The organism is Streptomyces olivaceoviridis, assembly GCF_014650115.1.
GTDB lineage: Bacteria > Actinomycetota > Actinomycetes > Streptomycetales > Streptomycetaceae > Streptomyces > Streptomyces olivaceoviridis.
The window spans coordinates 1-23,037 of record NZ_BMUI01000023.1 but is presented as its reverse complement, the minus strand read 5'-3'; the positions used below and the strand labels follow the sequence as shown (position 1 = coordinate 23,037).

14 protein-coding genes and 1 riboswitch are annotated in these 23,037 nt (G+C 74.0%); of the genes, 7 read left to right on the top strand and 7 right to left on the bottom strand.

Features of this window, described 5'->3' with window-relative positions:
* The first annotated feature begins 194 nt into the window (after nucleotides 1–194).
* A riboswitch (cyclic di-AMP (ydaO/yuaA leader) is annotated at nucleotides 195–361 on the top strand.
* Nucleotides 362–371: 10 nt separating this feature from the next.
* Nucleotides 372–1,409, top strand: a complete 1,038-nt coding sequence (locus IE273_RS32685; protein WP_189818767.1) for a M23 family metallopeptidase — start codon at nucleotides 372–374, stop codon at nucleotides 1,407–1,409.
* Between the two features lie 96 nt (nucleotides 1,410–1,505).
* Nucleotides 1,506–2,450 carry an aldo/keto reductase gene (locus tag IE273_RS32680; RefSeq protein WP_189818766.1) on the top strand — a complete coding sequence of 315 codons (945 nt, stop codon included), beginning with the start codon at nucleotides 1,506–1,508 and terminating at the stop codon, nucleotides 2,448–2,450.
* Nucleotides 2,451–2,510: 60 nt separating this feature from the next.
* Here the strand turns inward: IE273_RS32680 and IE273_RS32675 are convergent, their stop codons facing one another.
* The 4 genes from IE273_RS32675 to IE273_RS32660 form a co-directional block, all read right to left on the bottom strand.
* Nucleotides 2,511–3,809 carry a PrsW family intramembrane metalloprotease gene (locus IE273_RS32675; protein ID WP_189818765.1) on the bottom strand — a complete coding sequence of 433 codons (1,299 nt, stop codon included), beginning with the start codon at nucleotides 3,807–3,809 and terminating at the stop codon, nucleotides 2,511–2,513.
* 42 nt (nucleotides 3,810–3,851) lie between these two features.
* Nucleotides 3,852–4,685, bottom strand: coding sequence for a tRNA (guanosine(46)-N7)-methyltransferase TrmB (gene trmB / locus IE273_RS32670; protein WP_189818764.1), 834 nt, complete (start codon nucleotides 4,683–4,685; stop codon nucleotides 3,852–3,854).
* 33 nt (nucleotides 4,686–4,718) lie between these two features.
* A complete protein-coding gene (gene lhgD / locus IE273_RS32665) occupies nucleotides 4,719–5,936 on the bottom strand; it encodes an L-2-hydroxyglutarate dehydrogenase (RefSeq protein ID WP_189818763.1) in 1,218 nt (405 codons plus the stop codon).
* 68 nt (nucleotides 5,937–6,004) lie between these two features.
* On the bottom strand, nucleotides 6,005–7,429 hold the full coding sequence (locus tag IE273_RS32660; protein ID WP_189818762.1) for an NsdA family TPR-like regulatory protein: 1,425 nt from the start codon (nucleotides 7,427–7,429) through the stop codon (nucleotides 6,005–6,007).
* A 736-nt stretch (nucleotides 7,430–8,165) separates the two neighbouring features.
* Here IE273_RS32660 and IE273_RS32655 point away from each other — a divergent pair.
* Together IE273_RS32655 and IE273_RS32650 are read left to right on the top strand one after the other, a co-directional pair.
* Nucleotides 8,166–10,241, top strand: a complete 2,076-nt coding sequence (locus tag IE273_RS32655; protein WP_189818761.1) for an asparagine synthase-related protein — start codon at nucleotides 8,166–8,168, stop codon at nucleotides 10,239–10,241.
* A 210-nt stretch (nucleotides 10,242–10,451) separates the two neighbouring features.
* Nucleotides 10,452–13,841, top strand: a complete 3,390-nt coding sequence (locus tag IE273_RS32650; protein ID WP_189818760.1) for an AfsR/SARP family transcriptional regulator — start codon at nucleotides 10,452–10,454, stop codon at nucleotides 13,839–13,841.
* On the opposite strand, the gene IE273_RS32645 is transcribed toward IE273_RS32650, so the two are convergent.
* The gene (locus IE273_RS32645; RefSeq protein ID WP_189818759.1) at nucleotides 13,828–15,792 is read right to left on the bottom strand and encodes a sigma-70 family RNA polymerase sigma factor; all 1,965 of its coding nucleotides are present in this window, start codon (nucleotides 15,790–15,792) and stop codon (nucleotides 13,828–13,830) included. The two genes, IE273_RS32650 and IE273_RS32645, sit on opposite strands and share 14 nt — an antisense overlap.
* Before the next feature lie 385 nt (nucleotides 15,793–16,177).
* Nucleotides 16,178–16,954, bottom strand: coding sequence for a TetR/AcrR family transcriptional regulator (locus IE273_RS32640; RefSeq protein WP_189818758.1), 777 nt, complete (start codon nucleotides 16,952–16,954; stop codon nucleotides 16,178–16,180).
* A 376-nt stretch (nucleotides 16,955–17,330) separates the two neighbouring features.
* Here IE273_RS32640 and IE273_RS32635 point away from each other — a divergent pair, with 376 nt between their 5' ends.
* Nucleotides 17,331–18,710 (top strand): NAD(P)/FAD-dependent oxidoreductase, encoded by a 1,380-nt coding sequence (locus IE273_RS32635; RefSeq protein WP_189818757.1) that lies wholly within the window; start codon nucleotides 17,331–17,333, stop codon nucleotides 18,708–18,710.
* Nucleotides 18,711–18,842: 132 nt separating this feature from the next.
* Nucleotides 18,843–20,504, top strand: coding sequence for an ATP-binding SpoIIE family protein phosphatase (locus IE273_RS32630; RefSeq protein WP_189818756.1), 1,662 nt, complete (start codon nucleotides 18,843–18,845; stop codon nucleotides 20,502–20,504).
* A 284-nt stretch (nucleotides 20,505–20,788) separates the two neighbouring features.
* Here IE273_RS32630 and IE273_RS32625 read toward each other — a convergent pair whose 3' ends face one another.
* Nucleotides 20,789–22,066: an MFS transporter gene (locus tag IE273_RS32625; protein WP_189818829.1), complete on the bottom strand. Its 1,278-nt coding sequence runs from the start codon at nucleotides 22,064–22,066 to the stop codon at nucleotides 20,789–20,791.
* 122 nt (nucleotides 22,067–22,188) lie between these two features.
* On the opposite strand from IE273_RS32625, the gene IE273_RS32620 reads away from it, so the two are divergent.
* Nucleotides 22,189–22,737 carry a MarR family winged helix-turn-helix transcriptional regulator gene (locus IE273_RS32620; protein ID WP_014673551.1) on the top strand — a complete coding sequence of 183 codons (549 nt, stop codon included), beginning with the start codon at nucleotides 22,189–22,191 and terminating at the stop codon, nucleotides 22,735–22,737.
* Nucleotides 22,738–23,037 lie beyond the last annotated feature (300 nt).

The following is a 23,037-nucleotide window of genomic DNA, read 5'->3' as shown; positions in this document are numbered from 1 at the left end:
CACCATCAAAACCGAAAGTGACTGCTGAACGGGGCCGATGCCCGGTCAACTCGCCCGCTTTGGCGGGGTAGTGGCCGATAACTCCGCCGGTAAAGACGTGAATGATCAAGCTGAACGGCTTGGAAAGTGACTGGCAGGTCTATTAACGTTCGATAACGCAGCGCGGTCGTCACAGCCGTCACAAGAGGCGGCTCCGTGCGCACGCGCCGAATCCCGCAAGGGAGCCGGGGAACCACCACCCTGGGGTGAATCACGCGGATGCCGCCGTGAACTCACGGAGTCCACGACCGGTATACGCGCGTAGGAGACCTTCCTGCTCCGAACCCGTCAGCTAACCCGGTAGGCGAAAGGAAGGAAAGGAGTACGCCCGCGTGGCGTCCAACCGGCCTGTCCCAGAAGCCCCGTTCATACCGGCACAGCGCGAGCCCGAGACCTTCGGGTACGGCTCCTACCAGGCCGAGGAGGGCCCCTGGGAGGAGTGGAACCCCACCGAGGAGTCCGTCGCCCCGGTACGCGGCCGGCACCGCGTCGCCAAGCAGCGCGGCGGCTTCGCGCGCAGCTCCACCGTCCTGGGCGTCGGCGTCATGGCCGCGGTCGGCGCGGGCGGCATGGCCAGCGCCAACACCGGCAAGCCGCCGGTCTCCATCTCCCTGCCGGACCTGCCCTCGGTCGGCTCCCTCTTCGACGACGACTCAGCCGACCACCAGCCGGCCCAGGCCGCCACGGCCACGCTGAGCACCGTCGGCGTGACCACGGCCGCCGACGAGGACGGCGCCGACGCGGGCGAGGCGCTGCGCAACCGGATCATGGCCCAGGCCGAGCAGCAGCAGGGCCAGGCCGAGAGCAAGGCCACCGCCGCCGCGGTCGCCGCGGCCGAGAAGCAGAGCGCCGAGGCCGCAGCCCAGGCCGAGAAGGAGGCCGCCGCCAAGGCCGCCGCGGCCAAGGAGAAGGCGGAGGCCGCCGCCGAGAAGAAGGCCGAGGAGGAGCGGCTGGCGAAGCTGGCCGAGCAGTACACGCTGCCCACCTCCTCGTACACGATCACCTCGACCTTCGGCCAGGCCGGCGGGATGTGGTCCTCCGGCCACCACACCGGTCTCGACTTCGCGGCCCCCACCGGCACCCTGATCAAGGCCGTGCACAGCGGCACGATCACCGAGGCGGGCTGGGCCGGCTCCTACGGCTACCGCACGATCCTCACCCTGGACGACGGCACCGAGCTGTGGTTCTGCCACCAGTCCTCGATCAGCGTCTCCGTCGGCCAGAAGGTGACCACCGGCGAGGTCATCGGCCGCGTCGGCGCGACCGGCAACGTCACCGGCCCGCACGTCCACATGGAGGTCCACCCCGGCGGCCAGCCCACCGGCATCGACCCGATGGCGTGGCTGCGCGACAAGGGCCTCACCCCCTGACAGTCCCGTCCCGCGCGGGAACCCTCGCGGGAACTTGGCGGGAACTCGGGCCCGGCGGTGGGATGCGATCACCCACCGCCGGTGTTGACATGACGTATGACGTCACTTCGTAAACTCGGCTCTTCCGATCTAGAGGTCTTCCCGCTCTCCCTCGGCGGCAACGTCTTCGGCTGGACCGCCGACGAACAGACCTCCTTCGCCGTCCTCGACGCCTACACCGCGGCGGGCGGCAATTTCATCGACACCGCCGACTCCTACTCCGCCTGGATCGAGGGCAACCAGGGCGGCGAGTCGGAGACGATCATCGGCAAGTGGGTCAAGGCCCGCGGCAACCGCTCCGAGGTCGTCATCGCCACCAAGGTCAGCCAGCACCCCGAGTACCAGGGCCTGTCCGCCGCCAACATCAAGGCCGCCGCCGACGCCTCCCTGCGCCGCCTGGGCACCGACCACATCGACCTCTACTACACCCACTTCGACAAGCCCGAGGTGCCGGTCGAGGAGATCATCGGCGCGCTGGACGAGCTGGTGAAGGCCGGCAAGGTGCGGCACATCGCCGCCTCCAACATCAGCCCCGAGCGGCTGCGGGCCTCCCTCGACTTCTCCGACCGCGAGGGCCTCGCTCGCTACGTCGCCGTCCAGCCGCACTACAACCTGGTCTCCCGGGACACCTACGAGGGCCCGTTGCAGGACCTCGTCGCCCGCGAGGGTCTGTCGGCCGTCCCGTACTTCTCCCTCGCCTCGGGCTTCCTCACCGGCAAGTACCGGCCCGGCAAGACCGTCGACAGCGCCCGCGCCGAAGGAGCGCAGAAGCACGCGGAGTCCGAGCGCGGCCAGAAGGTCCTCGCGGCCCTGGACGAGATCGCCGCGGCCCACGAGGCCCCGGTCGCCACGGTCGCCCTGGCCTGGCTCGCCGCCCAGCCCACGGTCACGGCCCCGATCGCCTCGGCGAGGACGGTCGAACAGCTTCCGGCGCTGCTGGGGGTGGCGGAGCTGAAGCTGACGGAGGCCGAGGTGGCCCGCCTGACGGAGGCGTCCGCCTAGGCCGTCCCACCGCGACGGCGCGGCCCGGCGGTGCCGGAGGACCCCCGTCAGCCCCCGCGACTACGTCCGGTACGGGTTGTACGCGGGGTACGGCACCGCCGGATACCCGTACGGCGCCACCGCCCCCCAGTAGCCGGGCGCCGGAACGGACGCCCTGCTCGCGTACTCCAACGCGGGCCGGGCCACACCCCTGCGCTTCCACAGCTCGTCCAGCAGCTCACGCTCCCGGACGACGAAGTCGGGCCCGGCCTTCCCGTTCCGCCCCCGGTGCCGCAGGAACGCCAGCGAGGTCGCGCACGCCTCGTACCGGGCCACCTCCCGCGCCGCCTGGCGCCCGTGGTGGTGCCGGGCGTAGTCCCGGGCCATCCGGCGCGCCCGCATCGACCCGAGCGCGAACGGCTCGGCCGGCCCCAGCCACCCGGCCAGCACGTACGTGGGCAGCTCCGCCCGCACGGTCCGCAGCTCCCGCTGCCGGGTCCGGATCGCGAGCCAGGTCACCACCGCGAACGCGGGCACCATGAAGGCGCCGTAGACGGCGAAGAAGCCGTACTCGCCGAAGGTGGAGGAGCCGTTCCAGAAGGCGTGCATGCCCATCGCCAGCAGCAACCCGCAGACCGGCAGCAGCACCCGCCGCGCGTGCTGCCGCTCGGCGGACAGCGCGGCGACGCCGAAGCCGATGCCGGTGAGGACGGTGAACAGGGGGTGCGCGAACGGGGACATCACGATGCGCACGAAGAAGGTGGCGGCGGTGACGGAGGCGATGCCGCGGTCGCCGGTGAGCTGGTCGGTACCGAAGGCCGTACCGAGGTAGAGGATGTTCTCGGTGAACGCGAACCCGGTGGCGGTGACGCCCGCTATCACCACCCCGTCCACGATCCCGGTGAAGTCACGCCGGCGGAAGAGGAACACCAGCAGGACGGCGGCGGCCTTCGCGGACTCCTCCACGATGGGGGCTATCACGGTGGCGCCGAGCGTGTCGGCACTGGCCGGATCCGCGGTCGAGGTGGCTATCCACTTGGTCGCGAAGCTGTTGGCCACGATGGCTATCAGCGCCGCCGCACAGGCCCCCCAGGCGAAGGAGAAGACCAGGTTCCGCCAGGGGCCCGGCTGCACCCGGTCCAGCCACCGGAAGGCGGCCATCAGCCAGGGCACGGGCAGCACGGCGAGCCCGAGACCGACGAGGAAGCCCTCCGTGCCGGTCTGCCGCCGTACGAGCGCGAGGATGACCAGGCCGGAGAGGGCCAGCAGGGAACTCAGTGCTCCGTACCGCACCCACCTGCGCTGCCACCAGTGCGGGTGGCGGAGCACACCGCCGCCGGGGCTCGGGGGATACGTCGGAAACGGAGGACTGGTGGCCACGGCATCGACCCTAACGGTGGCGGGACGAGGGGCTGGAACGGATTATCGGTCCTGCTCAGCGGTGCTGTGCGGGACACGCCGGAACAGCAGGTCGTTCACCACATGTCCCTTGTCCAGTCCCTGTCCCTCGAAACGGGTCAGTGGCCGGAACTCCGGGCGCGGTGCGAAACCGCCGTCCGCCTGGGTGTTCTCGAAGCCGGGGTGCGCGGTGAGCACGTCCAGCATCTGCTCGGCGTACGGCTCCCAGTCGGTCGCGCAGTGCAGGAGCGCGCCGGGCCTCATCCGGGACGCGGCGAGCGTCAGGAACTCGGGCTGGATGAGCCGCCGCTTGTGGTGCCGCTTCTTGGGCCAGGGGTCGGGGAAGTAGACGCGCAGCCCGTCCAGCGAGTCCGCGCGGAGCATCTCCCGGAGCAGGATGATCGCGTCGCCGTTGCCCACCCGGATGTTGGACAGGCCGTTGCGGTCGGCGAGACCCAGCAGGTTCCCCTGGCCGGGGGTGTGCACGTCGACGGCCAGGACGTTGGTGTCCGGGTCGCCCGCGGCCATCCGCGCGGTGGCCTCGCCCATCCCGAACCCGATCTCCAGGACCACGGGCCGGTCGTTGCCGAACAGCTCGCCGAGGTCGATCACCCGCTGCCCGTCGATGTCCAGCCCCCATGCGGGCCACAGCCGCTGCAACGCGTCCGCCTGCCCGGCCGTCACCCGGCTCCGCCGCGGCTGGAAGCTCCGGATCCGCCGCTCGAAGTGCGACCCGGCCGGATCGGCCTTGGGCCCGTCGGGGAAGCGCGGCTCGCCCTTGGCCCGGGTGTGCCGGACGGGGACACCGGGGCTGTGGGGGGCCGGGGGCGGGGCGGGGGCGTTCAGGGAGTCAGACACAGTACGACCGATTTTACGGGTGCCGACGGGCCACTACAGCGAGCCGAGCATCGCCAGCGCCCGGCGCCCGATCTCCCGCCCGATCGGCAGCGAAGCCGTGGCCGCCGGCGAGGGCGCGTTCAGCACGTGCACCGCCCGCGCCCCCTCCCGGATCAGGAAGTCGTCCACCAGCGTCCCGTCCCGCAGCACCGCCTGCGCCCGCACCCCGGCCGGGGCCCGCACCAGATCCCCGGCCTCCACCCCGGGCAGCAGTCTTCGCACGGCCTCCAGGAACGCGCCCTTGGACACCGACCGGCGCAGCTCACCGGCGCCGTACCGCCAGTGCCGCCGGGCGATCGCCCAGGACCCCGGCCACGCGACCGTCCCGGCCAGCTCCCGGGGCCGTACGACCCCCCAGTCGTACCCCTCACGGGCGAGCGCCGGCACCGCGTTGGGCCCGATGTGCACGCCCCCGTCGATCCCGCGCGTCAGATGCACCCCGAGGAACGGGAACGCCGGGTCCGGTACCGGATACACCAGCCCCCGCACCAGTTCCGGCCGCGCCAGCTCGTAGTACTCCCCGCGGAACGGCACGATCCGCACCTCGGGGTCGTCGCCGGTCAGCCGCGCCACCTCGTCGCAGTACAGCCCGGCGCAGTTCACCAGCACGCGCGCGCGTACGACGTCCCCGGCCGCGGTGAGCACGGCCACGCCCCGCTCCGGCCGCCGGTCCACGCGCACGACCCGGGCGCCGTAGCGGATCTCCGCCCCGGAGGCCCGCGCCAGCTCGCCCGCGACGCCCACGAAGTCGCACACCCCGGTCGTACCGACGTGTATGGCGGCGAGGCCGCGCACCTGAGGTTCGTACTCGGTGATCTGCGCCGGTCCCAGCTCCCGCACCGGGATGCCGTTCTCCCGCCCCCGCTGCACCAGCGCGTGCAGCCGTGGCAGCTCGTCCCGCTCGGTGGCGACGATCAGCTTGCCGGTGACGGCGTGCGCGATGCCGTACTCGGCGCAGAACTTCACCATCTCGGCGGCGCCCCGCACCGCGTACCGCGCCTTGAGCGAGTCCGGCCGGTAGTAGATCCCGCTGTGGATGACCCCGCTGTTGCGCCCCGTCTGGTGCCGGGCCGGCCCCGGCTCCTTCTCCAGCACGATCACGCGCGTACCGGGCGCGGCCCGGGTGATCGCATACGCGGTCGACAGCCCGACGATCCCCCCACCGATGACGAGCACATCACAGTCGTACGCCCCGGCCCGCACCTGCACCACCTCCGCCTCCGATAGTGCACTGCGCCACTGACAGCGGCTTCAAACGCCGGGTGCGGCAGTGTCCCTCTCTACGCCGGAGCCATCAGCAGGGGCCGGGCCCGCTCCCGCAGCTCCACCACCCGCGGCTCGTCCCCGTACGGCTCCAGCCGGTGCAGGAGGTCCTTCACGTACTCCGTCGTCCGTGCCGACGAGATCCGCCCGGCCACCTCCACGGCCCGCACCCCCTGCTCGCACGCCGCGTCGAGGTTGCCGGACTCCAGCTCGGCGACCGCGGAGACGACCAGCCTGAGCCCGTGCGACCGCACGAACTCCTCCGTGGGCTTCGACAGCGCCTGCTCGGTGAACCTCCGCACCTGACGCGGCGCCTTCAGGTCCCGGTAGCACTCGGCGGCGTCCGCGGCGAACCGGTCGTACCCGTAGAAACCGAGCCAGGACGGGTCGTTGTCGCCGGGACGGGACCGTTCCAGCCACCCCTCCGCCGCCTTCAGTGCCGCGCCGGCCGCCTGCGCGTCTCCCGCGCGCGCGTGTGCCCGCGCCTCGACCAGCCGGAAGAAACTCATCGTCCGCGCGGTCGCCAGCCCCCGGTTCCGCTCCAGCGCGGCCTGCGCCAGATCGACCCCCTCGTCGCCGAAGCCCCGGTAGGTCGCCTGCAACGACATGGAGGCGAGGACGTAGCCCCCCAGCGGGACGTCCGCCGCCGCCCGCGCGAGCCGCAGCGCCTGGATGTAGTACCGCTGCGCGGCCTCCTGCTGCCCGGTGTCGAAGGCCATCCACCCGGCGAGCCGGGTGAGTTCGGCCGAGGCACCGAACAGGGCGCGGCCGACCTCGTCGGAGTAGGAGCCGAGCAGCAGCGGGGCCGCCTCCACCCGCAGGCACTCCGGCACCATCGACGAACGCCAGTCCCCGCCGCCGTACTTGGAGTCCCACCGTCTGGCGTCCTCGGCGGCCTCCCGGAGCTTCTGCACATCACTGTGGCCGACTTTGATCGATGCGCCGGACCCCTCGGCGGAGCCCGCCTCCCGCGCGACCGAGCTGTCGGCGGGGGTTATCAGCCAGCGTGAGGCGGGCGTCGCGTACGCGCTGACGGCGAACGACCCGGCGAGCGACTGCCAGATCCCGCCGGAGCCGGCGCGGCGGCCGGCGAGGTCGAGGCGGTACAGCTCCGTCGCGGACTTCACCGCCTGGCCCACGTCCCTCGGGAAGGCGAGACCCACTTCGGGCGCGGGATCGGCGTCCGCCAGGCCGATCTCGTGGAGCGGCACCGGCCGGCCGAGCTTCTGACCGATGGCGGCGGCGATGAGGTGCGGCGCCGCACCCTGCGGCACCATGCCCTTCGACACCCAGCGCGCCACGGACGTCTTGTCGTAGCGAAGCGTCAACCCGCGTTGCGCGCCAAGGTCGTTGACGCGGCGGGCGAGTCCCGCGTTGCTGATTCCCGCGAGGGCGAGAACGGCGCCGAGCTTCTCGTTCGGCCCGCGTTGCTCCCTGGACATGAGCCACCCCTCGACACAGACGGCTGCCGCGCTGGCATAACCACGCGGCATTCGTAAACCCAGCGTAGTTCGCCGCATCCCAAGCGTTAAGGGGCATTGTTCCGGTTGGCGGGATTGTGGTCCGTACGCAAGTCCGGGCCCTGTACGCACCGTGCACGGTCTGTCGCCGCGTGCCCCCGCACGTGTGGCCGTGCGCCCGCCCGTGCGCTCTTCTCCGGCCACCCGGGGAGCGGTTCCATGGCTTCTGCGTGGGTCGGCCCGCTGTACTGGATCCAGTGGGCTGGGGGACACCGCCACCTTCATCCCCGCGGGTGGCGGACCGGTCCGGGAGGCGATGCCCGCCTCCCGGACCGTGCGCGCGCGTGGACCGCCGCGCGCTCCGCAGGCCTGTACGGAGCGTGCTCATCTCCGGTGCCCCTCCAGTTAATTGGCTGAAAACCACCCTCTGTCGTGTGCGCTCAATTGCCGCTCCTACCATGCAACTTGAGGGCGTGAAGGGCGGCTTGGGGGAGCGCACAGGGGGCGCATTCGCGCCGGGCCCGTGCGGTACCGCCCGGACGGCACCCATCCCGCGGACACCGGTCGCCCGCCAACTCCCCAGGCCGGCCGCGCGTGTTTCCCTGGATTTTCCCTCGATCGAAGGCGGTGCCGCCGTCCCTCTCCCGCGCGCCCTTCATGGCAGCATGGGGTCCGGTTCGTACGGTGCACTGTTTGTCCACAGCCTGTGGAGGCGTCGATGCGGTGGTTGGTGGGGTGGAGCAGCACCGCCGCGGGCGCCGCCGGGATCGGCTCCGCAGGTGCCGTCGGATACGACGGCGAGACCCTGCACCCGGTCGGCTCCCACCCCCTGTGGGGCGACCCGGACCCGCTGTGGGCCGTCGGCGACTGGCGCCCGGACGAGGTGCGCGTGGTGCACGCCGACGCACAGAACCGGATCGCCGTCCTCGGCATCTGCGGTGCCACCGACGAGGAGCTCAGGCGCGGCCTGTTCACCGCGCGCGGGGGCGCGGTGCGCCATCTGACCACCTGGCCCGGCAGCTACACGGCCGTCGTCCAGGCCGGCCGCCGCATCACCGTCTGCGGCGATCTCGCGGGCGCCCGGCCGGTGTTCTACACCCCCTGGGCCGGCGGCACCGCCTACGCCACCGCCGCGCTGCCCCTCGCCGACCTCGTCGAGGCCAACCTCGACTTCACCCACCTCGCCGCCCTGCTCGCCGCCCCGGACGTCCCGGCCGCGCTGCGCGACAGCACCCCGTACGACGGTGTGCGGCGCATTCCGCCGGGGCACGCGTTGGTGCTGCGCGCCGGGGCGCGGGAGGTCGCCGGGTACGAGCCGGTCGCCTCCCTCGCCGTGGCCGCGCCCCCGGCCGAGCCCGGCCGCGCCGTGGACGCCGTCCGGGACGTGCTCGTGGAGGCCGTCCGCACCCGGCTGTCGGCCCCTCGGCACGTGCCCGACCTGGACCCCGGGCCGGTGCCCGGCATGGGGCCGGCGGAGCGGCGGGCCGCGCGCGGGATGCCGGTCCCCGGCATCGGCGCCGACCTGTCCGGCGGCCCCGCCTCCGGCACGCTCGCGCTGCTGGCCGCCGGGCTGCCCGGCCGACCCGGCACGCTCCTCGGCCACGGTACGGGCGCGGGCGAACGGCTCCTCGCCGTCACGTTCAACGATCTGACCGCGACCGGCCGCGAGGCCGAACTGGAGCGCGCCGGTGCCCTGGCGGCCAATCCCCGGCTGCACCACGTCGTGGTCACCGGCGGCGAGGAGACCCTGCCGTACGCCGACCTCGACGGCCCGTTGACCGACGAACCCGGCCCCTCCCTGGTCCAAGCGGCCCGGCACCGCGCGCGGCTCGCCGCCGGCAGCGCCGACCACTTCACCGGGCACGGCGCCCGCCAGGTCCTGGACGCCCACCCCGCCCGCCTCGCCGACCTGCTGGTGGACCGCAAACGGCGCCACCTGGTCCGGCCGGTCGCCGCGCTCGCCCGCGCGGACGGCTCCGTGATGGTCCCCGCGCGCGTGTACAGCGCAGCCCGGCGCCTGGCCCGCACCCCCTACCGGGCGGGCCTGGAGGTGCTGGCCGAGCGGCTGATGCGGCGCCGCTTCGACGAGCCCAAGGGGGCGGTCGACGCGTCCCTCGCCGCGCTGGCCTGGGCGAGACCCGGGCCCGCCGCCCGGTGGCTGACGGGGGAGGCGCTGGCTGAAGTATCGGTTCTGCTCCAGGCGGAGGCGGACCGCTCGGCGACCGGCGTACAGCGCCCCGGCGACTACCGCGCGCGTGCGGCACTCGCCCGGCACGCCGCCGATCTCCGCGTCCTGGAGCAGGCCGCGGAGATCCGCTCCCAGCGGCTGCACGCGCCGTTCCTCGACAACCAGGTCGTGCGCGCCTGCCGTGACCTCCCCGAGGCCCTGCGCGTCCAGCCCGGCGCCCGCGCCGCCATCCTCCGTACGGTCCTGGAGGGCGCCGGCGTCACCGACCTCCCGCCCGGCTGGGGCGCGCCCTCCCACGCGTCCTCGGCGGCGGCCGCGCGCGCGGGGCTGCGGACGGCCGCCGACCCCCTCCTGGACCTCTTCTCCACACCGCTGCTGGCCGACGCGGGCCTGGTGGAGGCGCGTGTCGTCCGCAAGGCCCTGCGCTCCGCCGCGGCGGGCGAGGCCCTTCCCCTGGACGGCCTGGCCGACCTCGTCTCCCTCGAACTCTGGCTCCGCCGCCTCCTCTCCCGCCGCGGCACCTGCTGGACGGGCACCCCGACCCGCTCCCGCGCGGTCCCTTCGGGGATCCAGCCGAGGCGCAGCGCGCTCACGCCGGGAGGGTGAGCGGTGGGGGCCGAGCGGTGGGGCGTGAGCGTGGGGGCGTGAGCGTGGGGGCTGGGCCCGCCGCGCGTCCGCGGGTCCGTCGCGGCCGGTCGCGCAGCACCCCCCGCGCCTTCGGGACGCGTCCGGCCGCGGGCAGCCCTGCCGGGCACCGGGAGCCCCGAGAACCGAAACCCCCGTGCCCCGTCCGCCACCCCCCGCCACAATGACCAGGTGCGGTACAGAATCCTGGGCGTGACCCAAGCGGCAGACGACCAGGGCACCCCCGTACCCATCGGCGGCCGGCGCCTGCGGACACTCCTCGCCGCCCTGGCCCTCCGCCCCGGCCGCACCACCGCCCCCCACGCCCTCGTCGAGGAGATCTGGGCGGACGACCCGCCCCAGGACGCCCCCGCCGCCCTCCAGGCCCTCGTCGGCCGCCTCCGCCGCACCCTCGGCCGGCACACCATCGCCTCCACCCCGGGCGGTTACCGCCTCGAAGCGGCCGAGGACGAGGTGGACCTCCACGTGTTCGAACGCCTCGCCCACACCGGCACCCAGGCCCTCACCGCCGGCGACCCGGCCACCGCCCACCGCACCCTCACCCAGGCCCTCGCCCTCTGGTACGGCCCGGCCCTCGCCGACCTCCCCGACCGCACCGCCGCCGCCCGCCCCGAGGCACTGTGCCTGGAGGCGGCCCGCGCCCGCGCCGCCGCGGCCCTGGCCCTCGGCCGCGCCCAGGAGGCCGTACCGGAGCTGCGGGAACTGACCACCGTCCACCCGTACGACGAGCCCCTGCACGCCCTCCTCATCCGCGCGCTGCGCGACGCGGGCCGCCCGGCCGACGCCCTCGCCGCCTACGAGTCCGCCCGCCGCACCCTCGCCGACTCCCTCGGCACCGACCCGGGCCCGGAACTCCAGTCCTTGCACGCCTCGTTGCTGAAGCAGGAGCCCCTGGACGCCCACGGGTACCCGGAGACCGCCAAGCCCGTGCACACCGCCGAGCACCTGGAGTCCCCCAAGCCCGCGCACACCCCCGAGCACCCGGTGCATCCGGCATACCCCGCGCCCCCGAAACCCCCCGAGCGCACCGGCAATCTCCGTCCCCGCCTGACCTCCTTCGTCGGGCGGGAACCGGAGCTCGCGGCCATTCGTTCCGACGTGCACAGGGCCCGCCTGGTCACGCTCACCGGACCGGGCGGCTCGGGGAAGACCCGCCTCGCCGAGGAGGCCGCCGCACCACTGCCCTCGGCCTGGCTGGTCGAGCTCGCCCCGCTCGACCGGCCGGAGGCGGTGCCCGGCGCGGTGGTCAGCGCGCTCGGTCTGCGCGAGACCGTGCTGCTGACCAACGAGCTGGCGACCCCGCAGGCCGACCCCACGGCCCTGCTGATCGAGTACTGCGCCCCGCGCGGCCACCTCCTGATCCTTGACAACTGCGAGCACGTCATCGGCGCGGCAGCCGCCCTCGCCGAGACCCTCCTCACCCACTGCCCGGGGCTCACGATCCTCGCGACCAGCCGTGAACCCCTGGGCGTCCCCGGCGAGTCGGTGCGCCCGGTCGAGCCCCTCGTCCCGGAGCAGGCGCACCGCCTCTTCGCCGAGCGCGCCAAGGCCGTCCGTCCCGACGCCGACGCGGTGCTCGGTGACACCGAGGCCGTGGCGGAGATCTGCCGCCGTCTGGACGGGCTGCCGCTGGCCATCGAGCTGGCCGCGGCCCGGCTCAGGCTGCTGACCCCGCGCCAGATCGCCGACCGCCTGGACGACCGCTTCCGCCTGCTCACCTCCGGAAGCCGCACGGTCCTGCCCCGCCAGCAGACCCTGCGCGCGGTCGTCGACTGGTCCTGGGAGCTGCTGGACGAGCGGGAGCGGACGGTCCTGCGCGAGGCGTCGGTGTTCGCCGGCGGCTGGGACCTCGCGGCGGCCGAGGCCGTGTGCACCGGCCCGGCGGCGGACCTGATCGGCGCGCTGGTCGACAAGTCCCTGGTGGTCGCCGCCCCGCACGACCCGGACGGCACCGGTTCCGGCACCGGCATGCGGTACCGCATGCTGGAGACCATCCACGAGTACGCCACCGAGCGCGCGGCCGAGGTCCCCGGGCTGCGCGCGGCGGCCGAGCGACGCCACCGCGCGTGGGTGCGTGCGCTGGTCGAGGAGGCGGAGCCACGGCTGCGGTCGGCGGCCCAACTGCCTTGGATCGCCCGCCTGGAGACCGAGATGGACAACATCCGCGCGGCCCTGGACCGCGCCGTCCGCGCGGGCGACGAGGCGGAGGCGGGCGCCGTCGTCCTGGCCACCGGCTGGTTCTGGTGGCTGCGCAACCACCGTCAGGAGGCGGTGGCCTGGGTGCGGCTGGTGCTCCGCCTGGGCATCGCCCTGGACACCCTGCCCGCGGGCGCGCCGGCCGACGAGGTGAGGGCACGGGCGAAGACCACCGACCCGGTGGGCGCCTTCCTCGCCGCCCCCGACGGCGAGGCCGGGCATCCGCTGCGCGAGCTGCGGATGGACCTGCGGATGCTGGACCTGTTCCTCACCGCCGAGACGGGCACGGAGACCCTCGCGGCCGACGAACGGACCCGGGAGTACCTCGCGCGCGTGCGAGCGGCCTACGAAGGCGGCGGACCGCAGGCCGCCCGGCTCCCGGGCATCATCTGGCCGCTGACCTCCTACTACCTGGGCGGCCCCACGGACATCCGCCCGCAGATGACGCAGTGCGTCGCCAACTGCCGCCGCTACGGCGGCGACTGGGAACTCGGTGTCGCCCTGATGTACCGCGCCCATGTGACCGTCGACTCCCCGGGCAACCTGCGGGGCGTCGACGAGGACCTGGCCGAGCTGCGGACGCTCGGCCGGCGCGTCGGTGACCGCTGGATGCGGGCGCAGATATGCGGCGCGGCCGGCGAGGCGGCCCTGGTCCGGGGCGGGTACGAGGAGGCGCGCGCCGAGTACGAGGAAGCGCTGCGGCTCGCCTACGAGGTGGGCGCCTACGCCGAGTCGCCGTTCCTGATCGCCCGGCTCGCCGAGATCTCCTACCGTTCCGGCGACCGGGAGGCCGCGCTGGCCGCGCTGGACGAGGCGGAAACGGCCGCCGACCGGTACGCGGTACCCGAGTCCCGGGCCTTCGTGCTGCTCCTGCGCGCCCACATCGCCCTGCACGACAACCAGCACGCGCAGGCCCGCGAGCTGTACGAGGCGACCCGCGCGGTGATCCGGGACGGCACCCCGCCCCCGCAGTTCGTGGCGGCCCAGCGGATGGTCGAGGCGCTGATCGCGGCCGACGAGTCGGGACCCGCGCACGGGCTGTCGATCCTGGTGGAGGCCCTGCGCGAGGCCGTGGACCACCGGTGCGCCGAGTCGATCACGGCCGGCCTGGTGGACGTGGCGGCCGGTCTGCTGGCCCGGCTCGGCGATCTGCCGGGCGCGCTGCGGCTGTTCGCCGCCGCGGACCACTGGCGCGACGGCCTCGACCGGCCCGAACCGGAACGCGGCGAGGCCGCCCGGGTGCGCGCCACGGCCCGCGCGGCCCTCCCGGCCGACCGCTACGCCGCCGAGTGCGCCCGGGGTGACTCCTTCGGCGTGGCGGACGTCCTGTGCGAGCTGGGCGCCGGGACGGCTAGCGGCAGGTGAACCGGGACTCCGCCCAGTCCGCGAGCGCCGCCCGGTCCAAGCCGTTGCCGTGCGGTTCCACCACGAGCCGTACGGTCCCGCGCCCGGTGAGGTCGACGTGGACGGAGACGGCCGGGTCGCGGCCCTTGACCATGCCGGACCGCCACAGCCGCACCCCGTCGGCGTAGACGGAGAAGGAGACCTTGCCGAGGCCGGGCGTCATGTCGTCCACGCCGGCCAGCGCGTCGTACGCGGTGCACTGCCGGTTGAGGGCGATGGTGACGGAGGAGTCGCCGTGGACGGTGACCCCGCGCGCGTACCGCTCGCCGCCGACGGACATGCCGTACCGCTGCCACACCCAGCTGCTCTCGCCGAGCGCGATCTCGGGCCGGGTGCCGTCGCCGACGACGTCGAAGCGCAGCTCGCTCAGCTCGTAGACGGTGGGCGCCGGCGGCGGAGCGGGCGTCGGGGTCGGCTTGGGTCTCGGCATCGGCGTGGGGGTGGGCGTGGGGGTGGGCGTGGGTGCGGGCGGCGGGACGGGCTCGGGGGCCGGCTTCACCGGGGCTGTCGGGGCTGTCGGGGCTGTCGGGGTGGGCGTGCGGGCAGGCGTGCCGGCGGGCGTCGGCGCCGGTTCGGGAGCGCGGGCGACGGGCTTCGGCGGGGGCGTGCGCGGAGGCGGTGCGGGCGCGGGCGTCCGGGGCCGTACGACCGGCGCGGACACCGACGGGGAGGGGGCAGGCGCCGGCTGGGCGACCTCCTTCGCCGGACGGCCGTCGTTCACCAGGGCCAGCGCGACCGCGGCGGCGGCCACCGCGACCACACCGGCCGCGATGCCGGCCTTCACCGGCGCCCCGAGTCCCTCGGAGGCCGCGGCACCGCCCGCGCCGCTCGCCCCGCCGGACGAGCCGCCGGCCGCGGCGGCGGCGCCGGCCGCCCCGGCCCCCGCGCCGCCGGCCACGATCCCGAGGGCCTTGGCGTACCCGGCGGCCCCGAACCAGCCGATGACCGCGACCGGCACGACAGCGGGGATACCGCTCGCGACCTCTTCGATCTGCGCCGCCGCCAGCCGGCACTTGGCGCACTCCTCCAGGTGCTTGCGCAGGCCCCGCTCGGCGCGGACGCGCAGCTTGCGGCGGGCGTAGCCGCCGAGCTGGTCGGCGTAGCGGGCGCACTCCTCGTCCTGGGCGAGGGCGGCGCTGACGTGGGCCTGGAGGTACGCCTGCTTCAGCCCCTCGCGCGCGCGGCTGGCGAGCACCCGGGTGCCGTTGGCGTCCAGCCCGAACAGGACGGCCACCTCGCTCGGGGACTCGTCCTCCACCTCGGTGTGCCACAGCACGGCCTGCCAGCGTTCGGGCAGCGAGCGGAAGGCCCGCATGGCCATGGACTGCTCGGCCTCGTGCAGGGCGCGGGCGTCGGCGCCGAGACCGAGGCCCGCCCCGGAGGTGCCGATGAACGCGGTGTCGTCGGGGGCTTCCGGGACCCGGGCGGCCTGCTGGATGAAGAGGGCGAAGTCGTCGACGAGTTGCTCCCGCCGGGCGGATTTCGTCCAGTGGGCGGCGACACGCCGGACCGAGGTCAGCAGATAGGCCCGTACGGCGTGTTCGGGCCCGGAGCCGCCCCGCACCGCTTGCAGCATCCGCGCGAACACCTCGGCGGTGAGGTCGTCGGCGGTGTGCCCGTCCCGGCAGCAGGTGCGGGCGTAGCGCCGTACCGCGTCGGCGTGCCGTCGGTACAACTCCTCGTAGGCGGAGTCGTCACCGCCGCGCATCCGCTCGATCAGCTCGGTGTCGGCGGGCGGCGTCCCCCGGGGCGGCGGCACGCTTCCCCCACGCTGGGCGGGCACGTTCCCGTCACGGCCCCCGCCGGAGGAAGCCGGCCGTCCGCCTTGGTGCGGCACCTGGGGTGAGGTCAGCTCCCGAGTCTCCGCGTCCCCGTCGTCACCGCGCGACCCGTCCCACCCGTCAACGCCCATCGCGGACAGCCCCCGACCCCGGCTCAGCCCAACCCGTCAGGCCTCAGCCTGCCACACCGAACTCCCCCGAAGCCCCCCGCGCGCACCCCATCCACTCATCCGAGCGCACGTGCCCCCACATCCCCCGAACACCCCTCGAACGCCCAGCCGCCGCAGCCGATGCGAGGGCCACCCAACGGAGAAGGGGGGCGCGGGACGGCGTGGGTGCGCCCCACCACCGCCCCACGCCCCCACACCCACGACGGGGCAGCGGCCGTACGGCGCGACCCGCAGCCGCCGACGGCGCACCCGCCCCGCAAAGGCCACCGGCACCACCCGACCGCGACAGCCGCGCGGGTGGTGCCGGTCAAGGACGGGACGCCCCCGAAGGCAGGCCGAGGCCCGGCTACGACCGGGACCTCAGCCCCTCCAGCAGGATGTCCAGCAACCGCGCCGACGCCTCCGCCTGCTGCGCCGCGTCCGGCAGCGACGGCGCCGCCGTGGCGATCACCAACAGCACGTCACCCACGGACACGTCCGTCCGCAGCTCACCCGCCGCCCGGGCCCGGTCCACCAACTGCCCGACCACGTCGAGCAGCGCCCCGGCCCCGGCGTCATCGGCCACCGCGGCCTCCTGCGCCACGAGCCGCAGCTCGGCACTGCCCGGCTGCACCCGCTGCTGCGGCACCCGAGCCTCTCCGGCGAGGCCGAACGCCTCACCGGCCGCTCCGGCATCACCGGAACCGGCGGAGCCGACCCGCAGCACCTGCGGCGGCAGCAACCTCCCCGCCCCGGACGCCACGGACGTCCGCAGGAACCGCGACAGCGCCGACCACGGCTCGTCCTCCTGCCCGAGCGCCGCCCGGGCCTGCTCGGTCAGCCGGGCCGTCTCCTCCTCGGCGATCCGCCGGACCAGCACGTCCTTGCTGGGAAAGCGCCGGTACACCGTGCCGACCCCGACCCGGGCCCGCCGCGCCACATCTTCCATCGGCGCGCCGTACCCCAGCTCGCCGAACACCTCACGCGCCGCGCGCAGCACGTGCTCCAGGTTGCGCTGTGCGTCCACCCGCAGCGGGGTCGTCCGCGCCGTGTCCGCGCGTCCACTGCCCACCGCCGCGCTCATCGCCTTGCCGCCGGGTGCGACGGCCGCTGCCGATGCCCAATGCGTGTCCTGAACATGCATGTGTTTCCCCCGGTAATGACGTCTCCCCCCGGAGACTCCCCGCAACTGAACGCGAGGTGCGCGGAACTGGCTTCGGTCCCGACCGGATCCGCCCGTCGCGGACCCGTTCGACCACATTCCCTACACCCCGTCGACACACGAACATAGTTGAGAGGAAGTCAATTCAGAAGGGGCAGGTTCCGTACAGTGCGCCCCCCGATCGGAGTACGGGGTGTATACATCCCGATTCCCGCCCTTCGCCCCCTGTCGCCCGCCCCCGCTGACCTGCCCCCTTTCGTCCCGCGCGGACGCCGCGGCCGGTCGTGCGCACACCGGACCGCCGGTCACACAAATTGTCGGGGCTGTGGACAAACTCCAGCGGCGGGTGCGTCATGGGATGGTGAAGGAACGTGCGCGCATTCTGGTTGTCGGCGGCGGCTACGTCGGGATGTACACGGCCCTGCGCCTCCAGCGGAAGCTGAGGGCCGAGCTGAGGAGGGGCGAGGTCGACATCACCGTCGTCACCCCCGATCCCTACATGACGTACCAGCCGTTCCTCCCCGAGGCCGCCGCCGGCTCGATCTCCCCGCGCCACGTCGTCGTACCGCTGCGCCGCGTCCTGGACCACTGCCACGTCGTCGTCGGCGAGGTCACCTCGATCGACCACGCCGTACGCACCGCCGCCGTCACCACCCTCGCCACCGCCGAGGACGGCAGTACCGCCGAACTCCTCGGCTACGACGAACTCGTGCTCGCCCCCGGTTCGGTCTCCCGCGCCCTGCCCATCCCCGGCCTCGCCGAGTACGGCATCGGCTTCAAGACCGTCGAAGAGGCCATCGGCCTGCGCAACCACGTCATCGAGCAGATGGACATCGCCTCCTCCACCCGCGACCCGGCCGTCCGCGACGCCGCCCTCACCTTCGTCTTCGTCGGCGGCGGCTACGCGGGCGTCGAGGCCCTCGGCGAGCTGGAGGACATGGCCCGCTACACCGCGCGCTACTACCACAACCTCCGCCCCGAGGACATGAAGTGGATCCTCGTGGAGGCCACCGACCGCATCCTCCCGGAGGTCGGCCCCGAGATGGGCCGGTACACCGTCACCGAGCTGCGCCGCCGCAACATCCAGGTGCTGCTGGACACCCGCCTGGAGTCCTGCGCCGACCGCGTCGCCGTGCTCAGCGACGGCCAGCGCTTCCCGACCCGTACGCTCGTGTGGACGGCCGGCGTCAAACCGCATCCGCTGATCGCCGCCACCGACCTGCCGCGCACCGACCGCGGCCGGCTCCGCTGCACCGCCCAGCTCACCGTCGACGGCACCGAGCACGCCTGGGCCGCCGGCGACGCCGCCGCCGTACCCGACGTCACGGCCGCCGAACCCGGCACCGAGACCGCCCCCAACGCCCAGCACGCGGTCCGCCAGGCCAAGGTCCTCGGCGACAACATCGTGCGCTCCCTGCGCGGCGAGCCCCTCCAGACGTACGCGCACAAGTACGTCGGCTCGGTCGCCTCCCTCGGCCTGCACAAGGGCGTCGCACAGGTCTACGGGCGCGAACTGAAGGGCTACCCTGCGTGGTTCATGCACCGCCTGTACCACCTCAGCAGGGTGCCCACCGTCAACCGCAAGGCCCGGGTGCTCGCCGAATGGACCCTCGCCGGGCTCTTCAAACGGGAGATCGTCTCGCTCGGTTCACTCGAACACCCCCGAGCGGAGTTCGAACTCGCGGCCGGTGGAAATCCTCCTCACGACCCCTCCGACGACCCGAAGGGGTCGTCCTGACCGGACTCAGGAACTCCACGGCCCGCCCCGGCGTCTGACGGTTGTCGCCCGCCGCGGCCCGCTCCCTGCCAGACTGCCCTACGACGTCGGACGGGCACCCGCCCGCCCTAGCACCCACGAGGCTTTCCCCAAGTGAACTTCACGCGCTGGAGCGCCCGGCTCCCCGGAACGCAGCGCCGCGCCGCCGCGCGGACCGAGACGGCGGTCTCCCCGGACCGGCGGGGGGAAGGCTCCGTGCCCGCGGCCCGCGCCGAACAGCCCGCCGACGGCACAGCCCCGGTACCCGCCGTCGACGAACTGCCCGCGCGTGACGTCCTGGACCGCGTCCCGGCCCTCGTCGCCCTCCTCCACGGCCCCGACCACCGCATCGCCTACGTCAACGACGCCTACACGACGGCCTTCGGCGCCCGCGCCACCGGCGCGACCGCCCGCGAGGCCCTGCCCGAACTCGCCGAACTGGGCCTGCTCCCGCTGCTCGACCAGGTGCTGCGCAGCGGCAGGCCCCGCACCCTGAAGTCCCGCAAGGCCGTCGACGGCCGCTCGTACACCTTCACCTGCACCCCCGTCGCCGAGGACGGCGACCGCGCCGCAGGCGGCGGCGCGGTCCTCGTCTTCGCCACGGACGTCACCGACCACGCCGAGGCCGCCGAGCGCCTGCGCGCCAGCGAGCGCCGCCAGCGCGAGACGGCCGTCACCCTCCAGCGCTCCCTGCTCCCGCAGGAACTGGAACAGCCCGACGACCTGCGCATCGCCGCCACCTACCAGCCCGGCGGCACCGAGGCCGCGGTCGGCGGCGACTGGTACGACGTGATCACCCTCGGCGGCGGCCGGACCGCCCTCGTCATCGGCGACGTCATGGGCCGCGGGGTGCGGGCCGCCGCCGTCATGGGCCAGCTCCGCACGGCCGTCCGCGCCTACGCCCGCCTCGACCTGCCCCCGCACGAGGTCCTGCAACTCCTCGACGGCCTCGCCGCCGAGATCGACGCCAACCAGATCGCCACCTGCGTCTACGCCGTCCACGACCCGAACGAGGGCCGCCTGGTCTACGCGTCCGCCGGCCACCTGCCGATCCTGGTCCGCGACGAGAACGGCACGGTCTCCCGCGCCGACGAACCCACCGGCCCGCCGCTCGGCACCGGCGGCTGGATGCATTCCTCCGGCTCCATCGCCCTCGGCCCCGGCTCCACGGCCGTCCTCTACACCGACGGCCTGGTCGAGCGCCGCGACGCCGACCTGGACGAGGGCATCGCCGCGCTCGAAGGCGCCCTCGCCGGCGCGACCGGCAGCCCCCAGGTCGTCTGCGACCGCCTGGTCCGCTCGGCCGGCGTCACCGCCGACCACGACGACGACGTCGCCGTCCTCGTCCTCCAGCACCCCGCGCGGACCGGCCCCGACGGCGACCTCTTCCGCAACGCGGCCCTCGAACTCCTCGGCGGCGTCGAAGCGGCCCCCCGCGCGCGTGCCTTCGCCTCCGGCGTCCTCACCAGCTGGCGCTTCCCCGCCGAACTGCACGACCTCGGCGTCCTCGCCACCAGTGAACTGGTCGCCAACAGCCTCCAGCACGGCACCCCGCCCATGCGGCTCCGCCTCCGCCGCACCGACCGCCGCCTCATCGTGGAGGTCACCGACGGCGACGACCACCTGCCGAGGCGCCGTCGCGCCGGGCCCGGCGACGAGTCGGGCCGGGGCATCGCCATCGTCGCGACGATCGCCTCCAGCTGGGGCTGTCGCCGCGCCCCCGGCGGCGGAAAGGCGGTGTGGTGCGAGTTCGTCCTGCCGAAGGCGAAGCACTGACCGGTGGCCGGACCCGCCGGCGCGGCAGCGCGGTCACGCGCCCGCCCGGTGCCGGAAGCCGACCGCGGCAGAAGGATCCGGCGTACCGAGCGACGCGCCCGAGATCTCCGAGGGATACGACACCTGCTCCGCCCCGATCATGACGCCGTCCCTCGGCGAACCGCTGGACGCCGAGGACCCGCGCCCCGGAGCCACCGACCCGGACCTCGCCACCCGCCGACCGACACGCCCGGCACACGACGACGGCCGTCACCCGGAGGTGACGGCCGTGACGCACCGCGGGCTCACGCGTCCGCGGGCACCGGTCCCGTGGACGCCCCGCCCCGGGTGACCACCCGGGTCCCGCGCGCCAGCCAAGGCCGGTCCTGTACGGCGGTGAGCCGACGCCCCAGCCACAGCGCCAGGACGGTGATCCCCAGCGAGAACAGCAGGAAGGTCACGATGTACGGCCCGGGCAACGAGGCCCCGAGCGGACCGCCCACCGCCGGACCGACGGCCAGTGCCAGCTGCTTGACCAGGGCGAACGCCGAGTTGTACTGCCCGGCCATGCCCTCCGGCGCCAGATCGGCGACCAGCGGCGCGACCGTCGGCGACAGCATCGCCTCGCCCAGCCCGAACAACGCGTACGTCGACACGAACGCGGCCGTGGCCATCTCCTGGCTGCCGTGTCCCAGCCCCGCGTACCCGGCGGCCAGCCAGGCCACGGCCCAGATCACCCCCACCGCGGCGATGACCCGGGACCGCCGGCGCCGCTCCACGAACTTCAGCACGACGAACTGGGCGACCACGATCATCAGCGTGTTCGCGGCCAGCGCGGTACCCAGCGCGGACGTGGAGATCCCGGCCGCCTCCACGCCGTACGCGCTCAACCCCGACTCGAACTGCCCGTAGCAGGCGAAGAAGATCACGAAGCCCAGCACGGACAGCTGCACCATCGCCCGGTTCCCGAGCAGCTGCTTCCAGCTTCCCTTCGCCGACCCCGCCGGAGCGCCCGCCAGGCGCGGCGAGTGCGGCATCCGCACGGTCGCCAGCACGCCGACCAGCAGCAGGAACATCGCCGCCTCGATCGCGAACAGCAGCGTGAACGACGACACGCGCGTGGTGTCGACGAGGTGGCCGCCGATGAGACCGCCGACGCCCAGCCCCAGGTTCTGGAGGAAGAACTGCATCGCGAACGCACGCGAGCGCGTGTCCGCCGAGGAGCAGTCAACAATCATCGTCGCCAGCGCCGGCTGCATCACGGCCTGCCCGGCCCCGAGCGCCGCGGCGGACAGCAGCACACTCGCGGCGCTGCCCGCCAGACCGAGGCTCAGCGCGCCCACGGCGGCGGTCACCAGGGCGGCGACCAGGACCGGCAGCGGGCCGCGCCGCACGATCGCCCGGCCGGCGAACGGCAGCACGATCAGCGCGGCCACGGCGAAGACGGCGAGCACGAGACCCGCCGTCATGGCTCCCAGTCCCCGCACCTGCGCCACATAGACGTACAGGTAGGGGACGGTGAAGCCGAGCCCGAACGCGCTGAGTGCGTTGCCCACGTGGATCCGGCGCATCGCCGCGCCCATCGCCCTGGTCACGTTCACCTCTCTCACTAGTTAGACCTGAAGACTTCGAAGCTAAACTTCAAAGCTAAAGAGTACATGGTCAAGGACTTCAAGGCAAAGGACTCCCGTGCGATACTGCGGCCATGGCCGACACCCCCGGCGTCACAGAGCCGACGCTCGAAGAACAGATCGCCGCCTACCAGCGCGAGTTCCAGGGCCTGGACCCCCAGGTCGAGAAGATCGTGTCGGCGCTGTCCCGTCTGAACCGCCGGATGAACGTCGCCTACGGCCGCCAGACCGCCGCCCTCGGCATCAGCAACGCCGAGTGGGAGGTCCTCAAGGCGCTGGTCCTCTCCGGCGCCCCCTACCGCATGGGCCCCAGCGAGCTGGCCAAGCGGCTCGGCCTCACCCCGGCCGCCATGACGCACCGGATCGACCGCATGGTCACCGAGGGACTGGTCACCCGGGAGCGCGACGAGTCCAACCGCGTCCGCGTCATCGTGGAGCTGACCCCCGAGGGCCGCGAGAAGTGGCTGGAGGCGATGCGCCTGGCGACGGTCTTCGAGGAGGACCTGCTCCAGGACCTCACTCCGGCGGAGCGCGCGGTGCTCGGTGAGGTCCTGACCAGACTGCTGCGCCGGGTGGAGCACGCCCAGCCGGACGCCGGCGGCCGGCTCAGCGACCTGGACTGACGCCCCCGGAAAAGATCTTGACAGCAGGGTGTTGACACGCCCCTGCTCGATCCGTAAAGTTCTTCGGGTTGCCGCGGAGCCGTAACGGTTCTTCGGTGGCACCTCAGCCGCCCTGAGCGGCACCCCTCACACCTTCAGCACGTTCCCTCCTCCGGGTTGATTTCGGCGCGCCCGAATTCAATTCGAATAGGGACTCGGCGGCCCGATTGGGAATCGCCGGGCGGATCCGCTAAGGTTTGAGACGTCGGAACGGCCCAACGGCCGGGAGGACAACCCCCGCTGACTGGGGATCAGACACCG

Bases quoted from the DNA above. Each gene is read 5' to 3' on its own strand.
- IE273_RS32635 (WP_189818757.1), top strand. From the start codon at position 17,331: ATGGTGAAGGAACGTGCGCGCATTCTGGTTGTCGGCGGCGGCTACGTC.
- IE273_RS32660 (WP_189818762.1), bottom strand. From the start codon at position 7,429: ATGTCCAGGGAGCAACGCGGGCCGAACGAGAAGCTCGGCGCCGTTCTC.
- IE273_RS32645 (WP_189818759.1), bottom strand. From the start codon at position 15,792: ATGGGCGTTGACGGGTGGGACGGGTCGCGCGGTGACGACGGGGACGCG.
- IE273_RS32655 (WP_189818761.1), top strand. From the start codon at position 8,166: ATGCGGTGGTTGGTGGGGTGGAGCAGCACCGCCGCGGGCGCCGCCGGG.
- IE273_RS32620 (WP_014673551.1), top strand. From the start codon at position 22,189: ATGGCCGACACCCCCGGCGTCACAGAGCCGACGCTCGAAGAACAGATC.
- IE273_RS32680 (WP_189818766.1), top strand. From the start codon at position 1,506: ATGACGTCACTTCGTAAACTCGGCTCTTCCGATCTAGAGGTCTTCCCG.
- IE273_RS32640 (WP_189818758.1), bottom strand. From the start codon at position 16,954: ATGCATGTTCAGGACACGCATTGGGCATCGGCAGCGGCCGTCGCACCC.
- IE273_RS32625 (WP_189818829.1), bottom strand. From the start codon at position 22,066: ATGGGCGCGGCGATGCGCCGGATCCACGTGGGCAACGCACTCAGCGCG.